The 17557-nt window shown below is 65.1% G+C and carries 13 protein-coding genes; 7 read left to right on the forward strand and 6 right to left on the reverse strand.

Going from position 1 to position 17557, the window contains the following annotated elements; all coding sequences use genetic code 11:
• Together KPL57_RS59410 and KPL57_RS59415 are read left to right on the forward strand one after the other, a co-directional pair.
• Window positions 1-259, forward strand: a 259-nt coding sequence (locus KPL57_RS59410; protein ID WP_226358805.1) for a hypothetical protein, incomplete at its 5' end; no start/stop codon positions are given.
• Entirely contained in the window at window positions 256-1485 is a 1230-nt protein-coding gene (locus KPL57_RS59415; RefSeq protein WP_226358806.1) for a DUF3631 domain-containing protein, read from the forward strand. The genes KPL57_RS59410 and KPL57_RS59415, both read left to right, overlap by 4 nt.
• Window positions 1486-1664: 179 nt before the next feature.
• On the opposite strand, the gene KPL57_RS59420 is transcribed toward KPL57_RS59415, so the two are convergent.
• From KPL57_RS59420 to KPL57_RS59430, 3 genes are all read right to left on the reverse strand, one after another.
• The gene (locus tag KPL57_RS59420) at window positions 1665-1964 is read right to left on the reverse strand and encodes a helix-turn-helix domain-containing protein (protein ID WP_226358807.1); all 300 of its coding nucleotides are present in this window, start codon (window positions 1962-1964) and stop codon (window positions 1665-1667) included.
• Window positions 1961-3046 carry a replication initiation protein gene (locus KPL57_RS59425; protein ID WP_226358808.1) on the reverse strand — a complete coding sequence of 362 codons (1086 nt, stop codon included), beginning with the start codon at window positions 3044-3046 and terminating at the stop codon, window positions 1961-1963. Before KPL57_RS59425 ends, KPL57_RS59420 begins: the two co-directional genes overlap by 4 nt.
• 1192 nt (window positions 3047-4238) lie before the next feature.
• Entirely contained in the window at window positions 4239-4745 is a 507-nt protein-coding gene (locus tag KPL57_RS59430) for a hypothetical protein (RefSeq protein ID WP_226358809.1), read from the reverse strand.
• A 1630-nt stretch (window positions 4746-6375) separates the two neighbouring features.
• On the opposite strand from KPL57_RS59430, the gene KPL57_RS59435 reads away from it, so the two are divergent.
• From KPL57_RS59435 to KPL57_RS59450, 4 genes are all read left to right on the forward strand, one after another.
• On the forward strand, window positions 6376-6891 hold the full coding sequence (locus tag KPL57_RS59435; RefSeq protein WP_226358810.1) for a hypothetical protein: 516 nt from the start codon (window positions 6376-6378) through the stop codon (window positions 6889-6891).
• Between the two features lie 1512 nt (window positions 6892-8403).
• Complete coding sequence (locus KPL57_RS59440) at window positions 8404-8910, forward strand: hypothetical protein (protein WP_226358809.1); 507 nt, start codon at window positions 8404-8406, stop codon at window positions 8908-8910.
• Window positions 8911-10102: 1192 nt separating this feature from the next.
• Window positions 10103-11188, forward strand: a complete 1086-nt coding sequence (locus KPL57_RS59445; RefSeq protein WP_226358808.1) for a replication initiation protein — start codon at window positions 10103-10105, stop codon at window positions 11186-11188.
• A complete protein-coding gene (locus tag KPL57_RS59450; protein ID WP_226358807.1) occupies window positions 11185-11484 on the forward strand; it encodes a helix-turn-helix domain-containing protein in 300 nt (99 codons plus the stop codon). Before KPL57_RS59445 ends, KPL57_RS59450 begins: the two co-directional genes overlap by 4 nt.
• Window positions 11485-11977: 493 nt before the next feature.
• On the opposite strand, the gene KPL57_RS59455 is transcribed toward KPL57_RS59450, so the two are convergent.
• The 3 genes from KPL57_RS59455 to KPL57_RS59465 form a co-directional block, all read right to left on the reverse strand.
• The gene (locus tag KPL57_RS59455) at window positions 11978-12277 is read right to left on the reverse strand and encodes a helix-turn-helix domain-containing protein (RefSeq protein ID WP_226358807.1); all 300 of its coding nucleotides are present in this window, start codon (window positions 12275-12277) and stop codon (window positions 11978-11980) included.
• On the reverse strand, window positions 12274-13359 hold the full coding sequence (locus tag KPL57_RS59460) for a replication initiation protein (protein WP_226358808.1): 1086 nt from the start codon (window positions 13357-13359) through the stop codon (window positions 12274-12276). Before KPL57_RS59460 ends, KPL57_RS59455 begins: the two co-directional genes overlap by 4 nt.
• Before the next feature lie 1192 nt (window positions 13360-14551).
• Window positions 14552-15058, reverse strand: a complete 507-nt coding sequence (locus KPL57_RS59465; RefSeq protein WP_226358809.1) for a hypothetical protein — start codon at window positions 15056-15058, stop codon at window positions 14552-14554.
• A 1630-nt stretch (window positions 15059-16688) separates the two neighbouring features.
• On the opposite strand from KPL57_RS59465, the gene KPL57_RS59470 reads away from it, so the two are divergent.
• On the forward strand, window positions 16689-17144 hold the full coding sequence (locus KPL57_RS59470; protein WP_226358811.1) for a hypothetical protein: 456 nt from the start codon (window positions 16689-16691) through the stop codon (window positions 17142-17144).
• The last annotated feature ends 413 nt before the right edge of the window (window positions 17145-17557 follow it).

The raw sequence follows: 17557 nt of genomic DNA on the forward strand, positions 1-17557 counted from the left end.
GGTCGCCGACCGACGTGAACTCGCCGTCCTCGTCGACGGGCCGTGGCGCGGCCGCTGGTACTGGGCCGACCAGCTGACCGACATGCAGACCGCGTCCCGCCGCTACCCGGACGGCCACCCCGCCGCCGAGCTGCGCACCTACGCCCCCAGCGGCGAGTTCGCGCCGCACCCGGCCGAGCCCGAGGTGACCGGTCGCGTCTGGCGACACCACCCGCACCCATCCGCAACCGCCGCCACCACCTTCAGGAGGACGACGTGAACGCCCACGACCACGACGAACCCGCAGGTCAGGCCGAAGGTTCCGAATCCGGCACCTTCGACACACCGACACCCGAGCCCCCGAACAGCACCACCAGCCACGGCGTGGACGGGGCGGTGATCCTCGACGACCTGGAAACCGCCCTCCGCCGCTACGTCTCCCTACCCTCGGACGCGGCCGTGGTCGGTGTCGTGCTCTGGATCGCGGCCACCCACGCCCAGCCCGCGTGGGCGCACGCGCCCCGGCTGGTGGTGCGGGCCCCGGAGAAGCGCTGCGGGAAATCCCGCCTCCTCGACGTCGTCGAAGGCGCCTGCCACCAGCCGTTCATCACCGTCAACGCCACACCGGCAGCGGTCTACCGCTCGATCACCGCCGATCCGCCGACGATGCTCGTCGATGAGGCGGACACGATCTTCGGACCCGCAGCCACAGGCCACGAGGACCTCCGCGGACTGCTCAACGCCGGACACCAACGCAACCGGCCCGCGAAGCGCTACGACCTGGCGAAAAACCGCGTCGAGTCGATCTCGACGTTCGCGATGGCCGCCCTCGCTGGGATCGGACGCATGCCCGACACCATCGAAGACCGCGCCATCGTCGTCCAGATGCGCCGCAGAGCCCCCGGAGAACACGTGGCGCCGTATCGACACCGACGCGACCGGCCGCGCCTCCAGAAGCTCGCTGAACGCCTCCACGGCTGGCTCCGCGACGACCTCACCGCCCTGGAGGCAGCCGAACCCGTGATGCCGGTCGAGGACCGGGCCGCCGACACCTGGGAACCGTTGATCGCGGTCGCCGACCACGCAGGCGAGCCCTGGCCCGAACGAGCCCGCCAGGCGATCCTCGCGTTGCAAGCCGAAGACGCCGGGGACGACCGCTCCGAACGCATCCGACTCCTCGCCGACTGCCACACCGCCTTCGGCGACGAGGCCGCGTTGCCGACCATGCGGCTCCTCCAGCAACTCCGGGCCGATCCCGAGGCGCCGTGGGCCGACTACGGGCCACGCGGCGAAGGACTCACCGCGAAGAAGCTCGGAGAGCTGCTAGGCGAGTACGGAATCCAGTCCACGCAGACCAGGTTCCCCGGACTCGGGAAAGTCAGGGGCTTCCACCGAGACGCATTCACTGACGCCTGGCGGCGCTACACACCCGATCTCGTCACCGACAGTAACAACTACCCTCAGAACGACATCGGATCGGAATCATCACTGGTCAGCCCGCGTTAGACTGATCTTCAGGCGGCGCGCACGGGCGGTCCGTTGAGGGGGTGTCCCGGATTGACCCGGGACACCCCCTCAATCCGGGACACCGAAAATCCCCTTATGACCTGCGAAAATAGGTGAGGTGTCCCGGGTGTCCCGGATTGCCCCGGATTGGGGGTCGTTTCGGGACATCTCCCGGAATCTCACTGAGCGTGACCACCTCGGTGGTGCTCCACGGCGGCAGCCCACTCGCCGTTGCGGCGGGCATCAAAGAGCAGCCGACAGACCGCACCCCGGGAGTAGCCGGTCTGGTCAGCAATCTCGGCGCACGTGAGGCCCCGGAGCTTGAGGTTGATGACAGCGGCGCGGCGCTCTCGGGCCCGAGCGAGAAACTCCTCTCGGGGCTCGGCCATCATCTTGACGACGGTGGCGCGAGATACACCGAACTGTTTGGCAAGTTCGCGGCCGGTCTTGGTGCGTCGTTTGGGGATTTGCGCGGTCACGAGTACGCCACCCGAGCCATCTCCTCGCGAAGCAGACGGGACGCTGCCGCACGCTCCTCGCCGCGCGCAGGACCGACTGCGAGTCCTCCGGGTCGGCTGTTTCCTGCGAGTCCGCCGTTGCGTCCTGAGCCTACTCGTCCTCCTTTACGCCCTCGTGCTGCCTGGATCGCGGAGAAGGCTGCGTCGTAGGCGGCGGGGCCGTCGTTCCACATGCGGGAGTAGTTGATCGTCCAGTCGGAGATGGACTGGGAGATGTGGCCGAGTTCGTTTCCTCCGAGGGGGATGGGGAAGTCGGCGTTGAGGATTGCGACGTGTTTGGCGACAGCGGCGCGGTAGCCGTCGGTGTCGCCCCAGTGGTGCCGCATTTCCCGGTAGGCGAAGCGGCGGACCATGTGGAACAGGGTTTCGTTACGGGAGTAGCCGACGGGTTCGCGGCGGCGTTGGTTGTGCCAGCCGCGTCCGGGCATGTGTCCGGCGGCGGTCAGGATCGCGCCGAACTGGTTGAGGGTGGAGGTTTTGTCGTGGAGGAAGTGGGTGATCCAGCGGGAGTGGAACGGGTTTTTGATCAGCCGCCCGGGATAGGACGGGTCCCCGCCGACGGCGCGCCGTAGTGCTTCTTCGATGGACAGGCCGTAGCGGACCGCGCGGCGTGATCCGTAGTTGGTGACGTTGATCGGTGTCGTGATGCCGAACCCGGCGTGGGCGTGGCCGTTGACGGGGTTCTCGATGATCACGTTCGGCATCGGGTGGCTGTCGACGGTGGAGACCATCCGCAGGACCGCGTCCGCGCTGTCGCCGTCGATGCCGATCATCCCCCACACCTGCTTGGGGTGCAGCTCGACGTGCATCCGGGTCATCGCCTCCTCCCGGGTCTGGCGCCACACGCCGTCGTCGAACTCGTCCGCGGCGAGTGGGTACCGCGACGTCCACAAACGCCCCCAGATCGCCGTAGCCGCCTCAAACGGCAGCCCCCCGACTAGGTAGCCCGGGCCCTCAAATGGGGCCGCACAGAGGCTCTCAGAGCCCCGGGGATCGGCATCGGGGACAGCGCCGGGGGGAACCCACAGGTCAGAGCCAGTCATCCGGGGGAACTCCTCACCACCGCCGCCAAGGGCGCGGTGCCGGTCTAGGGCATTGAGCTTCGCCCTGTGTTGTCTCCGGCCGCTGACGCGGCCGGAGGGGTGCGGGCTCGCTGCGCTTCACCCGAAACTCTGACTTGGCTTGTTGCTTACATGGTCACTCGAATCATTCCAGGTCACAGGCCCGACCGTCGCGTACCCCCAGGTCAGACGGGCGTGTCACCCCACCCGGCCTCCGACCGAGCGCTAGCGGCACGGCACCCGCAGCACCCGCAGCAGCAGCAGCAGCAGCAGCAGCCCCGCCGGGGGCGCCCGCCCGCGTTTTCCTTAAGAAAACGCACATCTTGCTGCGCGGTGAACCGGCACCAGGCGGTCGTCGGCAAGCCGACACCCGGACCGCACCCCGCCCCCGGCGGGGGAGGACCGGAAGCGGCGCGGCAACACCACACCAACCGGCTCCGTCCACACACAACCAGCGACCCGAACCGAAGATCATCAGATGATGCATAGGTCCTGTGGCCGTTGACCTTCAGTGGCGGAACGCCACCACCTCGGGCCCACCCGGCCGACGACGCTCGTCTACGACGCGCTCGACACCGTCACCCCAAGATCAACAGCCACCACACCTATGCACAGTGTTGTGATCCCGGGACCGGTGCCGGTCCCGCGCAGACGCTTCACCCCCGCACGCACCGCCCGGGAGAACGGCCACGGCCCCGCCTGCGGCGGAGCACGCTAGACACTTAGCCCAGCTAAGTGGGTAACGCAAAAGACGAGGTCCCGCAGAGCAGGGCGCTGCGCTGAACCGAACAACCCCGGGCTGCCGCGCCGCTTCCGGTCCTCACCCGCCAGGGCGGGCTCCGGTCCGGATCGACTTGCCCACGACCGCCGAACCGGCGCCTACAACCACCACCCGACTCCGACATTATCGAGTCAGTCACAGCAGCCGAGAAACTACTTGTAGCAAATTAGCAGTCCAAGTATAAACCCCAGAAGTAGGGTTTTCAGCAAAAGAATCAGCAGTAGAGAAAAGCCGCCGATAGAAAAATAAGCGATCCCACCTCCCAGTACCCCCAGCGTGACAGCTGGCAGTCCAAACCAGCCCAGCCACCACAGAGGTTGACGAGATTTCATAAGGTTTCGCCTTCTCTCGACAATCGACCAGTCGTCCCTAATCGGAATCTCCAAGCTGCGCCTAGTAACAGCTAAGGCTAAGTCCAGCCCCCGAGAGCCCATAGAACGCTAATGCGACCGCAAGACCTCCCCCTGAAGCGAAGATTGCAGCCACCGCCGCAACCGTCGCACCCGCCATGTCGGCGATAGCCACGATGCAGCTCCACGAATAGCCGCCCACCCCACCCGCATACTTAGCCGGGTCCGCCTTCTTCATTTCTGCGACACGGGGCGCAATGTCTTTAAAGGCGGCATCGAATTCGTCGACCCATGCGGGGTCTGCTCCAGCATTAATCGCACCATTGCGATCGAACGTCGGGATCGCGGTAGCGGTGTTCACATAACGCAAGATAATCTGGTAATTGCGCTCATCGTCATTCGCATAAGCGGCTTGCGCGGTTTGCCCAATCGCGATCTTGTTGAAACTGAACGCGGGCGCAATGGACTGAGCGACCTCCGCTGGAGTACTAGTCAGGCGCGGAGTATCCGCAGCAGCGATTCCGCTAGCTGAACCCATTGCGACAGTCATAACCAACACAGTCCCGATAACGCGGGACACGGATGCGAACCTCTTCGTACACATGACCGCATGCGAACACGCCCCCCCCCGCTGGTCAAGAACCACTACCAGCAGCAATCACACGAACACGCTCAGCACACTACGCACTACGGACAGATACGCCCAAACCAACCCAAACCGCCCACCCTCGCCGCAGTCAGTTGACCTTGACCTTGACCTTGACCTTCCTTCTCTCAAAGCATGGAACTACGTACTGATGACCATGGCCGCTCCGCGACCACCCTCCCGGTGGGTCGGGCTGGCGCCCGACACCTCGACCGACCGTCAGCGAAGCAGGGTGGTTGAGGTGTCGGGCGCCAGCCCGACCCACCGGGACTCACTCAACCATCCACACAACAGCAGGTCACAACGATGACCTACCTGAGAGCGCCCCGGGGCAAGCCCAGAAGACGGCCCCGAAAACGATCTTGGGCTCTCTCGGGAGCAACAAAACCCCTCTCGGGAGTTACTGGGCCACCTGTCGGGCCGACAGCACCGAGGACACGCGACCTCAACGATAGCGCGACAACCCCCACATCCGCCGGATCGCGCATCGAGCGGATGCGGAGGCTCCTGCACGCACCAAAACACCGTGCAGGCAGATACTAAATCCATCCTGCGGCACCTTTGAAACCACAGAACCAGTCACCTCAATACCGTGCCCGGCGCCACCTGCCCTAGCGCAAAAGGGCCTTCATTCGTAGCTCTGACAACAGCGGCCCTCCGGTGCCACAAGCGGCAGAAGAGGCAACAGAGGAGTGCTCAGCAACACCTGCAGAGCGCCGCGATCTATAGCACTAGAAACGCAACCACACGCACCCAAAAACCGTGAGCGCCGCCGCTCGCCACTCCGGCCTCCGACTCGTCACGCAGAGTGAGATTCCGGGGGATGTCCCGAAACGACCCCCAATCCGGGGCAATCCGGGACACCCGGGACACCTCACCTATTTTCGCAGGTCATAAGGGGATTTTCGGTGTCCCGGATTGAGGGGGTGTCCCGGGTCAATCCGGGACACCCCCTCAACGAACCACGCACCCAAGCGCGCAGACGATCGCCTTAGATGCAGCCTGACCAGGAGAAACAGCGATCAGGCGGCTCCCTGCGCCCTGTCGTCACGTTCCGTGACCGATGTGGGGTGTGGGCGAGCGCCGTGCAGGTCGGTCGAGATTGGTGCTTGACAGGCCGGACGGGGGCGTGTCTTGCTGGAAGGGCGAGCCCGTCAAGTCCGGCGGGGTTGCGGTCACCGCCCAGGGATAGCACCCGGGGCGGCGACCTAACCGAACGACCTGTATAGGACAGGTGATCGGCTATGGGCCATGCTGCCCTTGGCGTCTGCGCGTCTCCACCGGTGGGTGGAACTTTCCTTCCAGACTCCCCCGACAGTGACCATGATCCCGGCGTTGACCAGGGCTTTTCCTGGTGCCCGGACGGGTTGACCGAGCAGGTCATCGACCGTCTCTACGGCGACCTCCTCGCATGCCTCAACGGGCCGACCGGGCCGTCTGGCGGGGCACCCGCAGGCCGCCTGCTGACGCTTCCGCCCCGACGTCCCGTGGCCGTTTCCGCTGGTCAGTCGGTCATCGTGGGCGGTGAGGCGGCATGAAGCGCCGTAACCAGGCCCGGACGGTGGTCTTCCGTTCCGAGGGCGCCGACACACTGTGGGCGACCCGCATGCACGAAGCCGGACACGTCGTCATGACCCGCGCCTCCGGCGGCTGGGTCACCCGAGTCACCATCGGCGACGACGGCACCGGCAGCACCGAATCCGTCTTCCCACCCTGGGTCGACCTGCACCTCTACTACGACCTGGCCTGCGACTACGCCGGCGCCATCGCCGAAGGCATCGACTTCGACCACCCCGCCTGCGCCTCCGACATCGCCTACGCCAACCGCACCCTGCGCCACGTCCCCTGGACCGCGCGACGACGCATCGAACGACGCAGCAAAAAAACCGCACGCAACTTCGTCGGACCCACGATCTTCGGGCCACGCTGGCGCTTCATGCCGCCTCACCGCCCACGACCGACTGCCCGGAAACGGCCACGGGACGTCGGGGCGGAAGCGTCAGCAGGCGGCCTGCGGGTGCCCCGCCAGACGGCCCGGTCGGCCCGTTGAGGCATGCGAGGAGGTCGCCGTAGAGACGGTCGATGACCTGCTCGGTCAACCCGTCCGGGCACCAGGAAAAGCCCTGGTCAACGCCGGGATCATGGTCACTGTCGGGGGAGTCTGGAAGGAAAGTTCCACCCACCGGTGGAGACGCGCAGACGCCAAGGGCAGCATGGCCCATAGCCGATCACCTGTCCTATACAGGTCGTTCGGTTAGGTCGCCGCCCCGGGTGCTATCCCTGGGCGGTGACCGCAACCCCGCCGGACTTGACGGGCTCGCCCTTCCAGCAAGACACGCCCCCGTCCGGCCTGTCAAGCACCAATCTCGACCGACCTGCACGGCGCTCGCCCACACCCCACATCGGTCACGGAACGTGACGACAGGGCGCAGGGAGCCGCCTGATCGCTGTTTCTCCTGGTCAGGCTGCATCTAAGGCGATCGTCTGCGCGCTTGGGTGCGTGGTTCGTTGAGGGGGTGTCCCGGATTGACCCGGGACACCCCCTCAATCCGGGACACCGAAAATCCCCTTATGACCTGCGAAAATAGGTGAGGTGTCCCGGGTGTCCCGGATTGCCCCGGATTGGGGGTCGTTTCGGGACATCCCCCGGAATCTCACTCTGCGTGACGAGTCGGAGGCCGGAGTGGCGAGCGGCGGCGCTCACGGTTTTTGGGTGCGTGTGGTTGCGTTTCTAGTGCTATAGATCGCGGCGCTCTGCAGGTGTTGCTGAGCACTCCTCTGTTGCCTCTTCTGCCGCTTGTGGCACCGGAGGGCCGCTGTTGTCAGAGCTACGAATGAAGGCCCTTTTGCGCTAGGGCAGGTGGCGCCGGGCACGGTATTGAGGTGACTGGTTCTGTGGTTTCAAAGGTGCCGCAGGATGGATTTAGTATCTGCCTGCACGGTGTTTTGGTGCGTGCAGGAGCCTCCGCATCCGCTCGATGCGCGATCCGGCGGATGTGGGGGTTGTCGCGCTATCGTTGAGGTCGCGTGTCCTCGGTGCTGTCGGCCCGACAGGTGGCCCAGTAACTCCCGAGAGGGGTTTTGTTGCTCCCGAGAGAGCCCAAGATCGTTTTCGGGGCCGTCTTCTGGGCTTGCCCCGGGGCGCTCTCAGGTAGGTCATCGTTGTGACCTGCTGTTGTGTGGATGGTTGAGTGAGTCCCGGTGGGTCGGGCTGGCGCCCGACACCTCAACCACCCTGCTTCGCTGACGGTCGGTCGAGGTGTCGGGCGCCAGCCCGACCCACCGGGAGGGTGGTCGCGGAGCGGCCATGGTCATCAGTACGTAGTTCCATGCTTTGAGAGAAGGAAGGTCAAGGTCAAGGTCAAGGTCAACTGACTGCGGCGAGGGTGGGCGGTTTGGGTTGGTTTGGGCGTATCTGTCCGTAGTGCGTAGTGTGCTGAGCGTGTTCGTGTGATTGCTGCTGGTAGTGGTTCTTGACCAGCGGGGGGGGGCGTGTTCGCATGCGGTCATGTGTACGAAGAGGTTCGCATCCGTGTCCCGCGTTATCGGGACTGTGTTGGTTATGACTGTCGCAATGGGTTCAGCTAGCGGAATCGCTGCTGCGGATACTCCGCGCCTGACTAGTACTCCAGCGGAGGTCGCTCAGTCCATTGCGCCCGCGTTCAGTTTCAACAAGATCGCGATTGGGCAAACCGCGCAAGCCGCTTATGCGAATGACGATGAGCGCAATTACCAGATTATCTTGCGTTATGTGAACACCGCTACCGCGATCCCGACGTTCGATCGCAATGGTGCGATTAATGCTGGAGCAGACCCCGCATGGGTCGACGAATTCGATGCCGCCTTTAAAGACATTGCGCCCCGTGTCGCAGAAATGAAGAAGGCGGACCCGGCTAAGTATGCGGGTGGGGTGGGCGGCTATTCGTGGAGCTGCATCGTGGCTATCGCCGACATGGCGGGTGCGACGGTTGCGGCGGTGGCTGCAATCTTCGCTTCAGGGGGAGGTCTTGCGGTCGCATTAGCGTTCTATGGGCTCTCGGGGGCTGGACTTAGCCTTAGCTGTTACTAGGCGCAGCTTGGAGATTCCGATTAGGGACGACTGGTCGATTGTCGAGAGAAGGCGAAACCTTATGAAATCTCGTCAACCTCTGTGGTGGCTGGGCTGGTTTGGACTGCCAGCTGTCACGCTGGGGGTACTGGGAGGTGGGATCGCTTATTTTTCTATCGGCGGCTTTTCTCTACTGCTGATTCTTTTGCTGAAAACCCTACTTCTGGGGTTTATACTTGGACTGCTAATTTGCTACAAGTAGTTTCTCGGCTGCTGTGACTGACTCGATAATGTCGGAGTCGGGTGGTGGTTGTAGGCGCCGGTTCGGCGGTCGTGGGCAAGTCGATCCGGACCGGAGCCCGCCCTGGCGGGTGAGGACCGGAAGCGGCGCGGCAGCCCGGGGTTGTTCGGTTCAGCGCAGCGCCCTGCTCTGCGGGACCTCGTCTTTTGCGTTACCCACTTAGCTGGGCTAAGTGTCTAGCGTGCTCCGCCGCAGGCGGGGCCGTGGCCGTTCTCCCGGGCGGTGCGTGCGGGGGTGAAGCGTCTGCGCGGGACCGGCACCGGTCCCGGGATCACAACACTGTGCATAGGTGTGGTGGCTGTTGATCTTGGGGTGACGGTGTCGAGCGCGTCGTAGACGAGCGTCGTCGGCCGGGTGGGCCCGAGGTGGTGGCGTTCCGCCACTGAAGGTCAACGGCCACAGGACCTATGCATCATCTGATGATCTTCGGTTCGGGTCGCTGGTTGTGTGTGGACGGAGCCGGTTGGTGTGGTGTTGCCGCGCCGCTTCCGGTCCTCCCCCGCCGGGGGCGGGGTGCGGTCCGGGTGTCGGCTTGCCGACGACCGCCTGGTGCCGGTTCACCGCGCAGCAAGATGTGCGTTTTCTTAAGGAAAACGCGGGCGGGCGCCCCCGGCGGGGCTGCTGCTGCTGCTGCTGCTGCTGCGGGTGCTGCGGGTGCCGTGCCGCTAGCGCTCGGTCGGAGGCCGGGTGGGGTGACACGCCCGTCTGACCTGGGGGTACGCGACGGTCGGGCCTGTGACCTGGAATGATTCGAGTGACCATGTAAGCAACAAGCCAAGTCAGAGTTTCGGGTGAAGCGCAGCGAGCCCGCACCCCTCCGGCCGCGTCAGCGGCCGGAGACAACACAGGGCGAAGCTCAATGCCCTAGACCGGCACCGCGCCCTTGGCGGCGGTGGTGAGGAGTTCCCCCGGATGACTGGCTCTGACCTGTGGGTTCCCCCCGGCGCTGTCCCCGATGCCGATCCCCGGGGCTCTGAGAGCCTCTGTGCGGCCCCATTTGAGGGCCCGGGCTACCTAGTCGGGGGGCTGCCGTTTGAGGCGGCTACGGCGATCTGGGGGCGTTTGTGGACGTCGCGGTACCCACTCGCCGCGGACGAGTTCGACGACGGCGTGTGGCGCCAGACCCGGGAGGAGGCGATGACCCGGATGCACGTCGAGCTGCACCCCAAGCAGGTGTGGGGGATGATCGGCATCGACGGCGACAGCGCGGACGCGGTCCTGCGGATGGTCTCCACCGTCGACAGCCACCCGATGCCGAACGTGATCATCGAGAACCCCGTCAACGGCCACGCCCACGCCGGGTTCGGCATCACGACACCGATCAACGTCACCAACTACGGATCACGCCGCGCGGTCCGCTACGGCCTGTCCATCGAAGAAGCACTACGGCGCGCCGTCGGCGGGGACCCGTCCTATCCCGGGCGGCTGATCAAAAACCCGTTCCACTCCCGCTGGATCACCCACTTCCTCCACGACAAAACCTCCACCCTCAACCAGTTCGGCGCGATCCTGACCGCCGCCGGACACATGCCCGGACGCGGCTGGCACAACCAACGCCGCCGCGAACCCGTCGGCTACTCCCGTAACGAAACCCTGTTCCACATGGTCCGCCGCTTCGCCTACCGGGAAATGCGGCACCACTGGGGCGACACCGACGGCTACCGCGCCGCTGTCGCCAAACACGTCGCAATCCTCAACGCCGACTTCCCCATCCCCCTCGGAGGAAACGAACTCGGCCACATCTCCCAGTCCATCTCCGACTGGACGATCAACTACTCCCGCATGTGGAACGACGGCCCCGCCGCCTACGACGCAGCCTTCTCCGCGATCCAGGCAGCACGAGGGCGTAAAGGAGGACGAGTAGGCTCAGGACGCAACGGCGGACTCGCAGGAAACAGCCGACCCGGAGGACTCGCAGTCGGTCCTGCGCGCGGCGAGGAGCGTGCGGCAGCGTCCCGTCTGCTTCGCGAGGAGATGGCTCGGGTGGCGTACTCGTGACCGCGCAAATCCCCAAACGACGCACCAAGACCGGCCGCGAACTTGCCAAACAGTTCGGTGTATCTCGCGCCACCGTCGTCAAGATGATGGCCGAGCCCCGAGAGGAGTTTCTCGCTCGGGCCCGAGAGCGCCGCGCCGCTGTCATCAACCTCAAGCTCCGGGGCCTCACGTGCGCCGAGATTGCTGACCAGACCGGCTACTCCCGGGGTGCGGTCTGTCGGCTGCTCTTTGATGCCCGCCGCAACGGCGAGTGGGCTGCCGCCGTGGAGCACCACCGAGGTGGTCACGCTCAGTGAGATTCCGGGAGATGTCCCGAAACGACCCCCAATCCGGGGCAATCCGGGACACCCGGGACACCTCACCTATTTTCGCAGGTCATAAGGGGATTTTCGGTGTCCCGGATTGAGGGGGTGTCCCGGGTCAATCCGGGACACCCCCTCAACGGACCGCCCGTGCGCAGCCGCCTGAAGATCAGTCTAACGCGGGCTGACCAGTGATGATTCCGATCCGATGTCGTTCTGAGGGTAGTTGTTACTGTCGGTGACCGACAGGTAACAACTACCCTCAGAACGACATCGGATCGGAATCATCACTGGTCAGCCCGCGTTAGACTGATCTTCAGGCGGCGCGCACGGGCGGTCCGTTGAGGGGGTGTCCCGGATTGACCCGGGACACCCCCTCAATCCGGGACACCGAAAATCCCCTTATGACCTGCGAAAATAGGTGAGGTGTCCCGGGTGTCCCGGATTGCCCCGGATTGGGGGTCGTTTCGGGACATCTCCCGGAATCTCACTGAGCGTGACCACCTCGGTGGTGCTCCACGGCGGCAGCCCACTCGCCGTTGCGGCGGGCATCAAAGAGCAGCCGACAGACCGCACCCCGGGAGTAGCCGGTCTGGTCAGCAATCTCGGCGCACGTGAGGCCCCGGAGCTTGAGGTTGATGACAGCGGCGCGGCGCTCTCGGGCCCGAGCGAGAAACTCCTCTCGGGGCTCGGCCATCATCTTGACGACGGTGGCGCGAGATACACCGAACTGTTTGGCAAGTTCGCGGCCGGTCTTGGTGCGTCGTTTGGGGATTTGCGCGGTCACGAGTACGCCACCCGAGCCATCTCCTCGCGAAGCAGACGGGACGCTGCCGCACGCTCCTCGCCGCGCGCAGGACCGACTGCGAGTCCTCCGGGTCGGCTGTTTCCTGCGAGTCCGCCGTTGCGTCCTGAGCCTACTCGTCCTCCTTTACGCCCTCGTGCTGCCTGGATCGCGGAGAAGGCTGCGTCGTAGGCGGCGGGGCCGTCGTTCCACATGCGGGAGTAGTTGATCGTCCAGTCGGAGATGGACTGGGAGATGTGGCCGAGTTCGTTTCCTCCGAGGGGGATGGGGAAGTCGGCGTTGAGGATTGCGACGTGTTTGGCGACAGCGGCGCGGTAGCCGTCGGTGTCGCCCCAGTGGTGCCGCATTTCCCGGTAGGCGAAGCGGCGGACCATGTGGAACAGGGTTTCGTTACGGGAGTAGCCGACGGGTTCGCGGCGGCGTTGGTTGTGCCAGCCGCGTCCGGGCATGTGTCCGGCGGCGGTCAGGATCGCGCCGAACTGGTTGAGGGTGGAGGTTTTGTCGTGGAGGAAGTGGGTGATCCAGCGGGAGTGGAACGGGTTTTTGATCAGCCGCCCGGGATAGGACGGGTCCCCGCCGACGGCGCGCCGTAGTGCTTCTTCGATGGACAGGCCGTAGCGGACCGCGCGGCGTGATCCGTAGTTGGTGACGTTGATCGGTGTCGTGATGCCGAACCCGGCGTGGGCGTGGCCGTTGACGGGGTTCTCGATGATCACGTTCGGCATCGGGTGGCTGTCGACGGTGGAGACCATCCGCAGGACCGCGTCCGCGCTGTCGCCGTCGATGCCGATCATCCCCCACACCTGCTTGGGGTGCAGCTCGACGTGCATCCGGGTCATCGCCTCCTCCCGGGTCTGGCGCCACACGCCGTCGTCGAACTCGTCCGCGGCGAGTGGGTACCGCGACGTCCACAAACGCCCCCAGATCGCCGTAGCCGCCTCAAACGGCAGCCCCCCGACTAGGTAGCCCGGGCCCTCAAATGGGGCCGCACAGAGGCTCTCAGAGCCCCGGGGATCGGCATCGGGGACAGCGCCGGGGGGAACCCACAGGTCAGAGCCAGTCATCCGGGGGAACTCCTCACCACCGCCGCCAAGGGCGCGGTGCCGGTCTAGGGCATTGAGCTTCGCCCTGTGTTGTCTCCGGCCGCTGACGCGGCCGGAGGGGTGCGGGCTCGCTGCGCTTCACCCGAAACTCTGACTTGGCTTGTTGCTTACATGGTCACTCGAATCATTCCAGGTCACAGGCCCGACCGTCGCGTACCCCCAGGTCAGACGGGCGTGTCACCCCACCCGGCCTCCGACCGAGCGCTAGCGGCACGGCACCCGCAGCACCCGCAGCAGCAGCAGCAGCAGCAGCAGCCCCGCCGGGGGCGCCCGCCCGCGTTTTCCTTAAGAAAACGCACATCTTGCTGCGCGGTGAACCGGCACCAGGCGGTCGTCGGCAAGCCGACACCCGGACCGCACCCCGCCCCCGGCGGGGGAGGACCGGAAGCGGCGCGGCAACACCACACCAACCGGCTCCGTCCACACACAACCAGCGACCCGAACCGAAGATCATCAGATGATGCATAGGTCCTGTGGCCGTTGACCTTCAGTGGCGGAACGCCACCACCTCGGGCCCACCCGGCCGACGACGCTCGTCTACGACGCGCTCGACACCGTCACCCCAAGATCAACAGCCACCACACCTATGCACAGTGTTGTGATCCCGGGACCGGTGCCGGTCCCGCGCAGACGCTTCACCCCCGCACGCACCGCCCGGGAGAACGGCCACGGCCCCGCCTGCGGCGGAGCACGCTAGACACTTAGCCCAGCTAAGTGGGTAACGCAAAAGACGAGGTCCCGCAGAGCAGGGCGCTGCGCTGAACCGAACAACCCCGGGCTGCCGCGCCGCTTCCGGTCCTCACCCGCCAGGGCGGGCTCCGGTCCGGATCGACTTGCCCACGACCGCCGAACCGGCGCCTACAACCACCACCCGACTCCGACATTATCGAGTCAGTCACAGCAGCCGAGAAACTACTTGTAGCAAATTAGCAGTCCAAGTATAAACCCCAGAAGTAGGGTTTTCAGCAAAAGAATCAGCAGTAGAGAAAAGCCGCCGATAGAAAAATAAGCGATCCCACCTCCCAGTACCCCCAGCGTGACAGCTGGCAGTCCAAACCAGCCCAGCCACCACAGAGGTTGACGAGATTTCATAAGGTTTCGCCTTCTCTCGACAATCGACCAGTCGTCCCTAATCGGAATCTCCAAGCTGCGCCTAGTAACAGCTAAGGCTAAGTCCAGCCCCCGAGAGCCCATAGAACGCTAATGCGACCGCAAGACCTCCCCCTGAAGCGAAGATTGCAGCCACCGCCGCAACCGTCGCACCCGCCATGTCGGCGATAGCCACGATGCAGCTCCACGAATAGCCGCCCACCCCACCCGCATACTTAGCCGGGTCCGCCTTCTTCATTTCTGCGACACGGGGCGCAATGTCTTTAAAGGCGGCATCGAATTCGTCGACCCATGCGGGGTCTGCTCCAGCATTAATCGCACCATTGCGATCGAACGTCGGGATCGCGGTAGCGGTGTTCACATAACGCAAGATAATCTGGTAATTGCGCTCATCGTCATTCGCATAAGCGGCTTGCGCGGTTTGCCCAATCGCGATCTTGTTGAAACTGAACGCGGGCGCAATGGACTGAGCGACCTCCGCTGGAGTACTAGTCAGGCGCGGAGTATCCGCAGCAGCGATTCCGCTAGCTGAACCCATTGCGACAGTCATAACCAACACAGTCCCGATAACGCGGGACACGGATGCGAACCTCTTCGTACACATGACCGCATGCGAACACGCCCCCCCCCGCTGGTCAAGAACCACTACCAGCAGCAATCACACGAACACGCTCAGCACACTACGCACTACGGACAGATACGCCCAAACCAACCCAAACCGCCCACCCTCGCCGCAGTCAGTTGACCTTGACCTTGACCTTGACCTTCCTTCTCTCAAAGCATGGAACTACGTACTGATGACCATGGCCGCTCCGCGACCACCCTCCCGGTGGGTCGGGCTGGCGCCCGACACCTCGACCGACCGTCAGCGAAGCAGGGTGGTTGAGGTGTCGGGCGCCAGCCCGACCCACCGGGACTCACTCAACCATCCACACAACAGCAGGTCACAACGATGACCTACCTGAGAGCGCCCCGGGGCAAGCCCAGAAGACGGCCCCGAAAACGATCTTGGGCTCTCTCGGGAGCAACAAAACCCCTCTCGGGAGTTACTGGGCCACCTGTCGGGCCGACAGCACCGAGGACACGCGACCTCAACGATAGCGCGACAACCCCCACATCCGCCGGATCGCGCATCGAGCGGATGCGGAGGCTCCTGCACGCACCAAAACACCGTGCAGGCAGATACTAAATCCATCCTGCGGCACCTTTGAAACCACAGAACCAGTCACCTCAATACCGTGCCCGGCGCCACCTGCCCTAGCGCAAAAGGGCCTTCATTCGTAGCTCTGACAACAGCGGCCCTCCGGTGCCACAAGCGGCAGAAGAGGCAACAGAGGAGTGCTCAGCAACACCTGCAGAGCGCCGCGATCTATAGCACTAGAAACGCAACCACACGCACCCAAAAACCGTGAGCGCCGCCGCTCGCCACTCCGGCCTCCGACTCGTCACGCAGAGTGAGATTCCGGGGGATGTCCCGAAACGACCCCCAATCCGGGGCAATCCGGGACACCCGGGACACCTCACCTATTTTCGCAGGTCATAAGGGGATTTTCGGTGTCCCGGATTGAGGGGGTGTCCCGGGTCAATCCGGGACACCCCCTCAACGAACCACGCACCCAAGCGCGCAGACGATCGCCTTAGATGCAGCCTGACCAGGAGAAACAGCGATCAGGCGGCTCCCTGCGCCCTGTCGTCACGTTCCGTGACCGATGTGGGGTGTGGGCGAGCGCCGTGCAGGTCGGTCGAGATTGGTGCTTGACAGGCCGGACGGGGGCGTGTCTTGCTGGAAGGGCGAGCCCGTCAAGTCCGGCGGGGTTGCGGTCACCGCCCAGGGATAGCACCCGGGGCGGCGACCTAACCGAACGACCTGTATAGGACAGGTGATCGGCTATGGGCCATGCTGCCCTTGGCGTCTGCGCGTCTCCACCGGTGGGTGGAACTTTCCTTCCAGACTCCCCCGACAGTGACCATGATCCCGGCGTTGACCAGGGCTTTTCCTGGTGCCCGGACGGGTTGACCGAGCAGGTCATCGACCGTCTCTACGGCGACCTCCTCGCATGCCTCAACGGGCCGACCGGGCCGTCTGGCGGGGCACCCGCAGGCCGCCTGCTGACGCTTCCGCCCCGACGTCCCGTGGCCGTTTCCGCTGGTCAGTCGGTCATCGTGGGCGGTGAGGCGGCATGAAGCGCCGTAACCAGGCCCGGACGGTGGTCTTCCGTTCCGAGGGCGCCGACACACTGTGGGCGACCCGCATGCACGAAGCCGGACACGTCGTCATGACCCGCGCCTCCGGCGGCTGGGTCACCCGAGTCACCATCGGCGACGACGGCACCGGCAGCACCGAATCCGTCTTCCCACCCTGGGTCGACCTGCACCTCTACTACGACCTGGCCTGCGACTACGCCGGCGCCATCGCCGAAGGCATCGACTTCGACCACCCCGCCTGCGCCTCCGACATCGCCTACGCCAACCGCACCCTGCGCCACGTCCCCTGGACCGCGCGACGACGCATCGAACGACGCAGCAAAAAAACCGCACGCAACTTCGTCGGACCCACGATCTTCGGGCCACGCTGGCGCGTCATCCGCACCGCCCACACCCTGCCCAACCCGGGAACACGGCGGTTCCGCCGATGAACGCCATGCCCCGACAGATCGTGGCCGTACTCGGTGACCGAGCCCGTGAACTCGCCGCGCTCACCGCCCTGACCACCGCCACCTGGGCCCTGACCTGGTGGTTCGCCATCCCCACCACACTCGCCGCCGCATGGTGGACAGCCACCGAAATACGCCTGTGGCGCGCATCCCGAGCCGCCGCGACACCACCGACACCGAACGGACTCGCCACAGCAGCAGTCACCTCAGAGGTCGCTGTAACGCCCGCTGAGCCAGTTTCGGCTGGTCAGCAGGACAAGGGGAGGGCCGGAGCATGACCACCACGAACCACTCGTGGGCTGCAACCCGGGCGGCGGAGCGGCGTGAAGGCCGCGCTCTGGACGCCCGCCTCGCCCGGGAAGCCGCCGATGCTGCTGCGCAGCGGCGGATCGCCC

The sequence above is a fragment of the Pseudonocardia sp. ICBG601 genome, assembly GCF_020496245.1.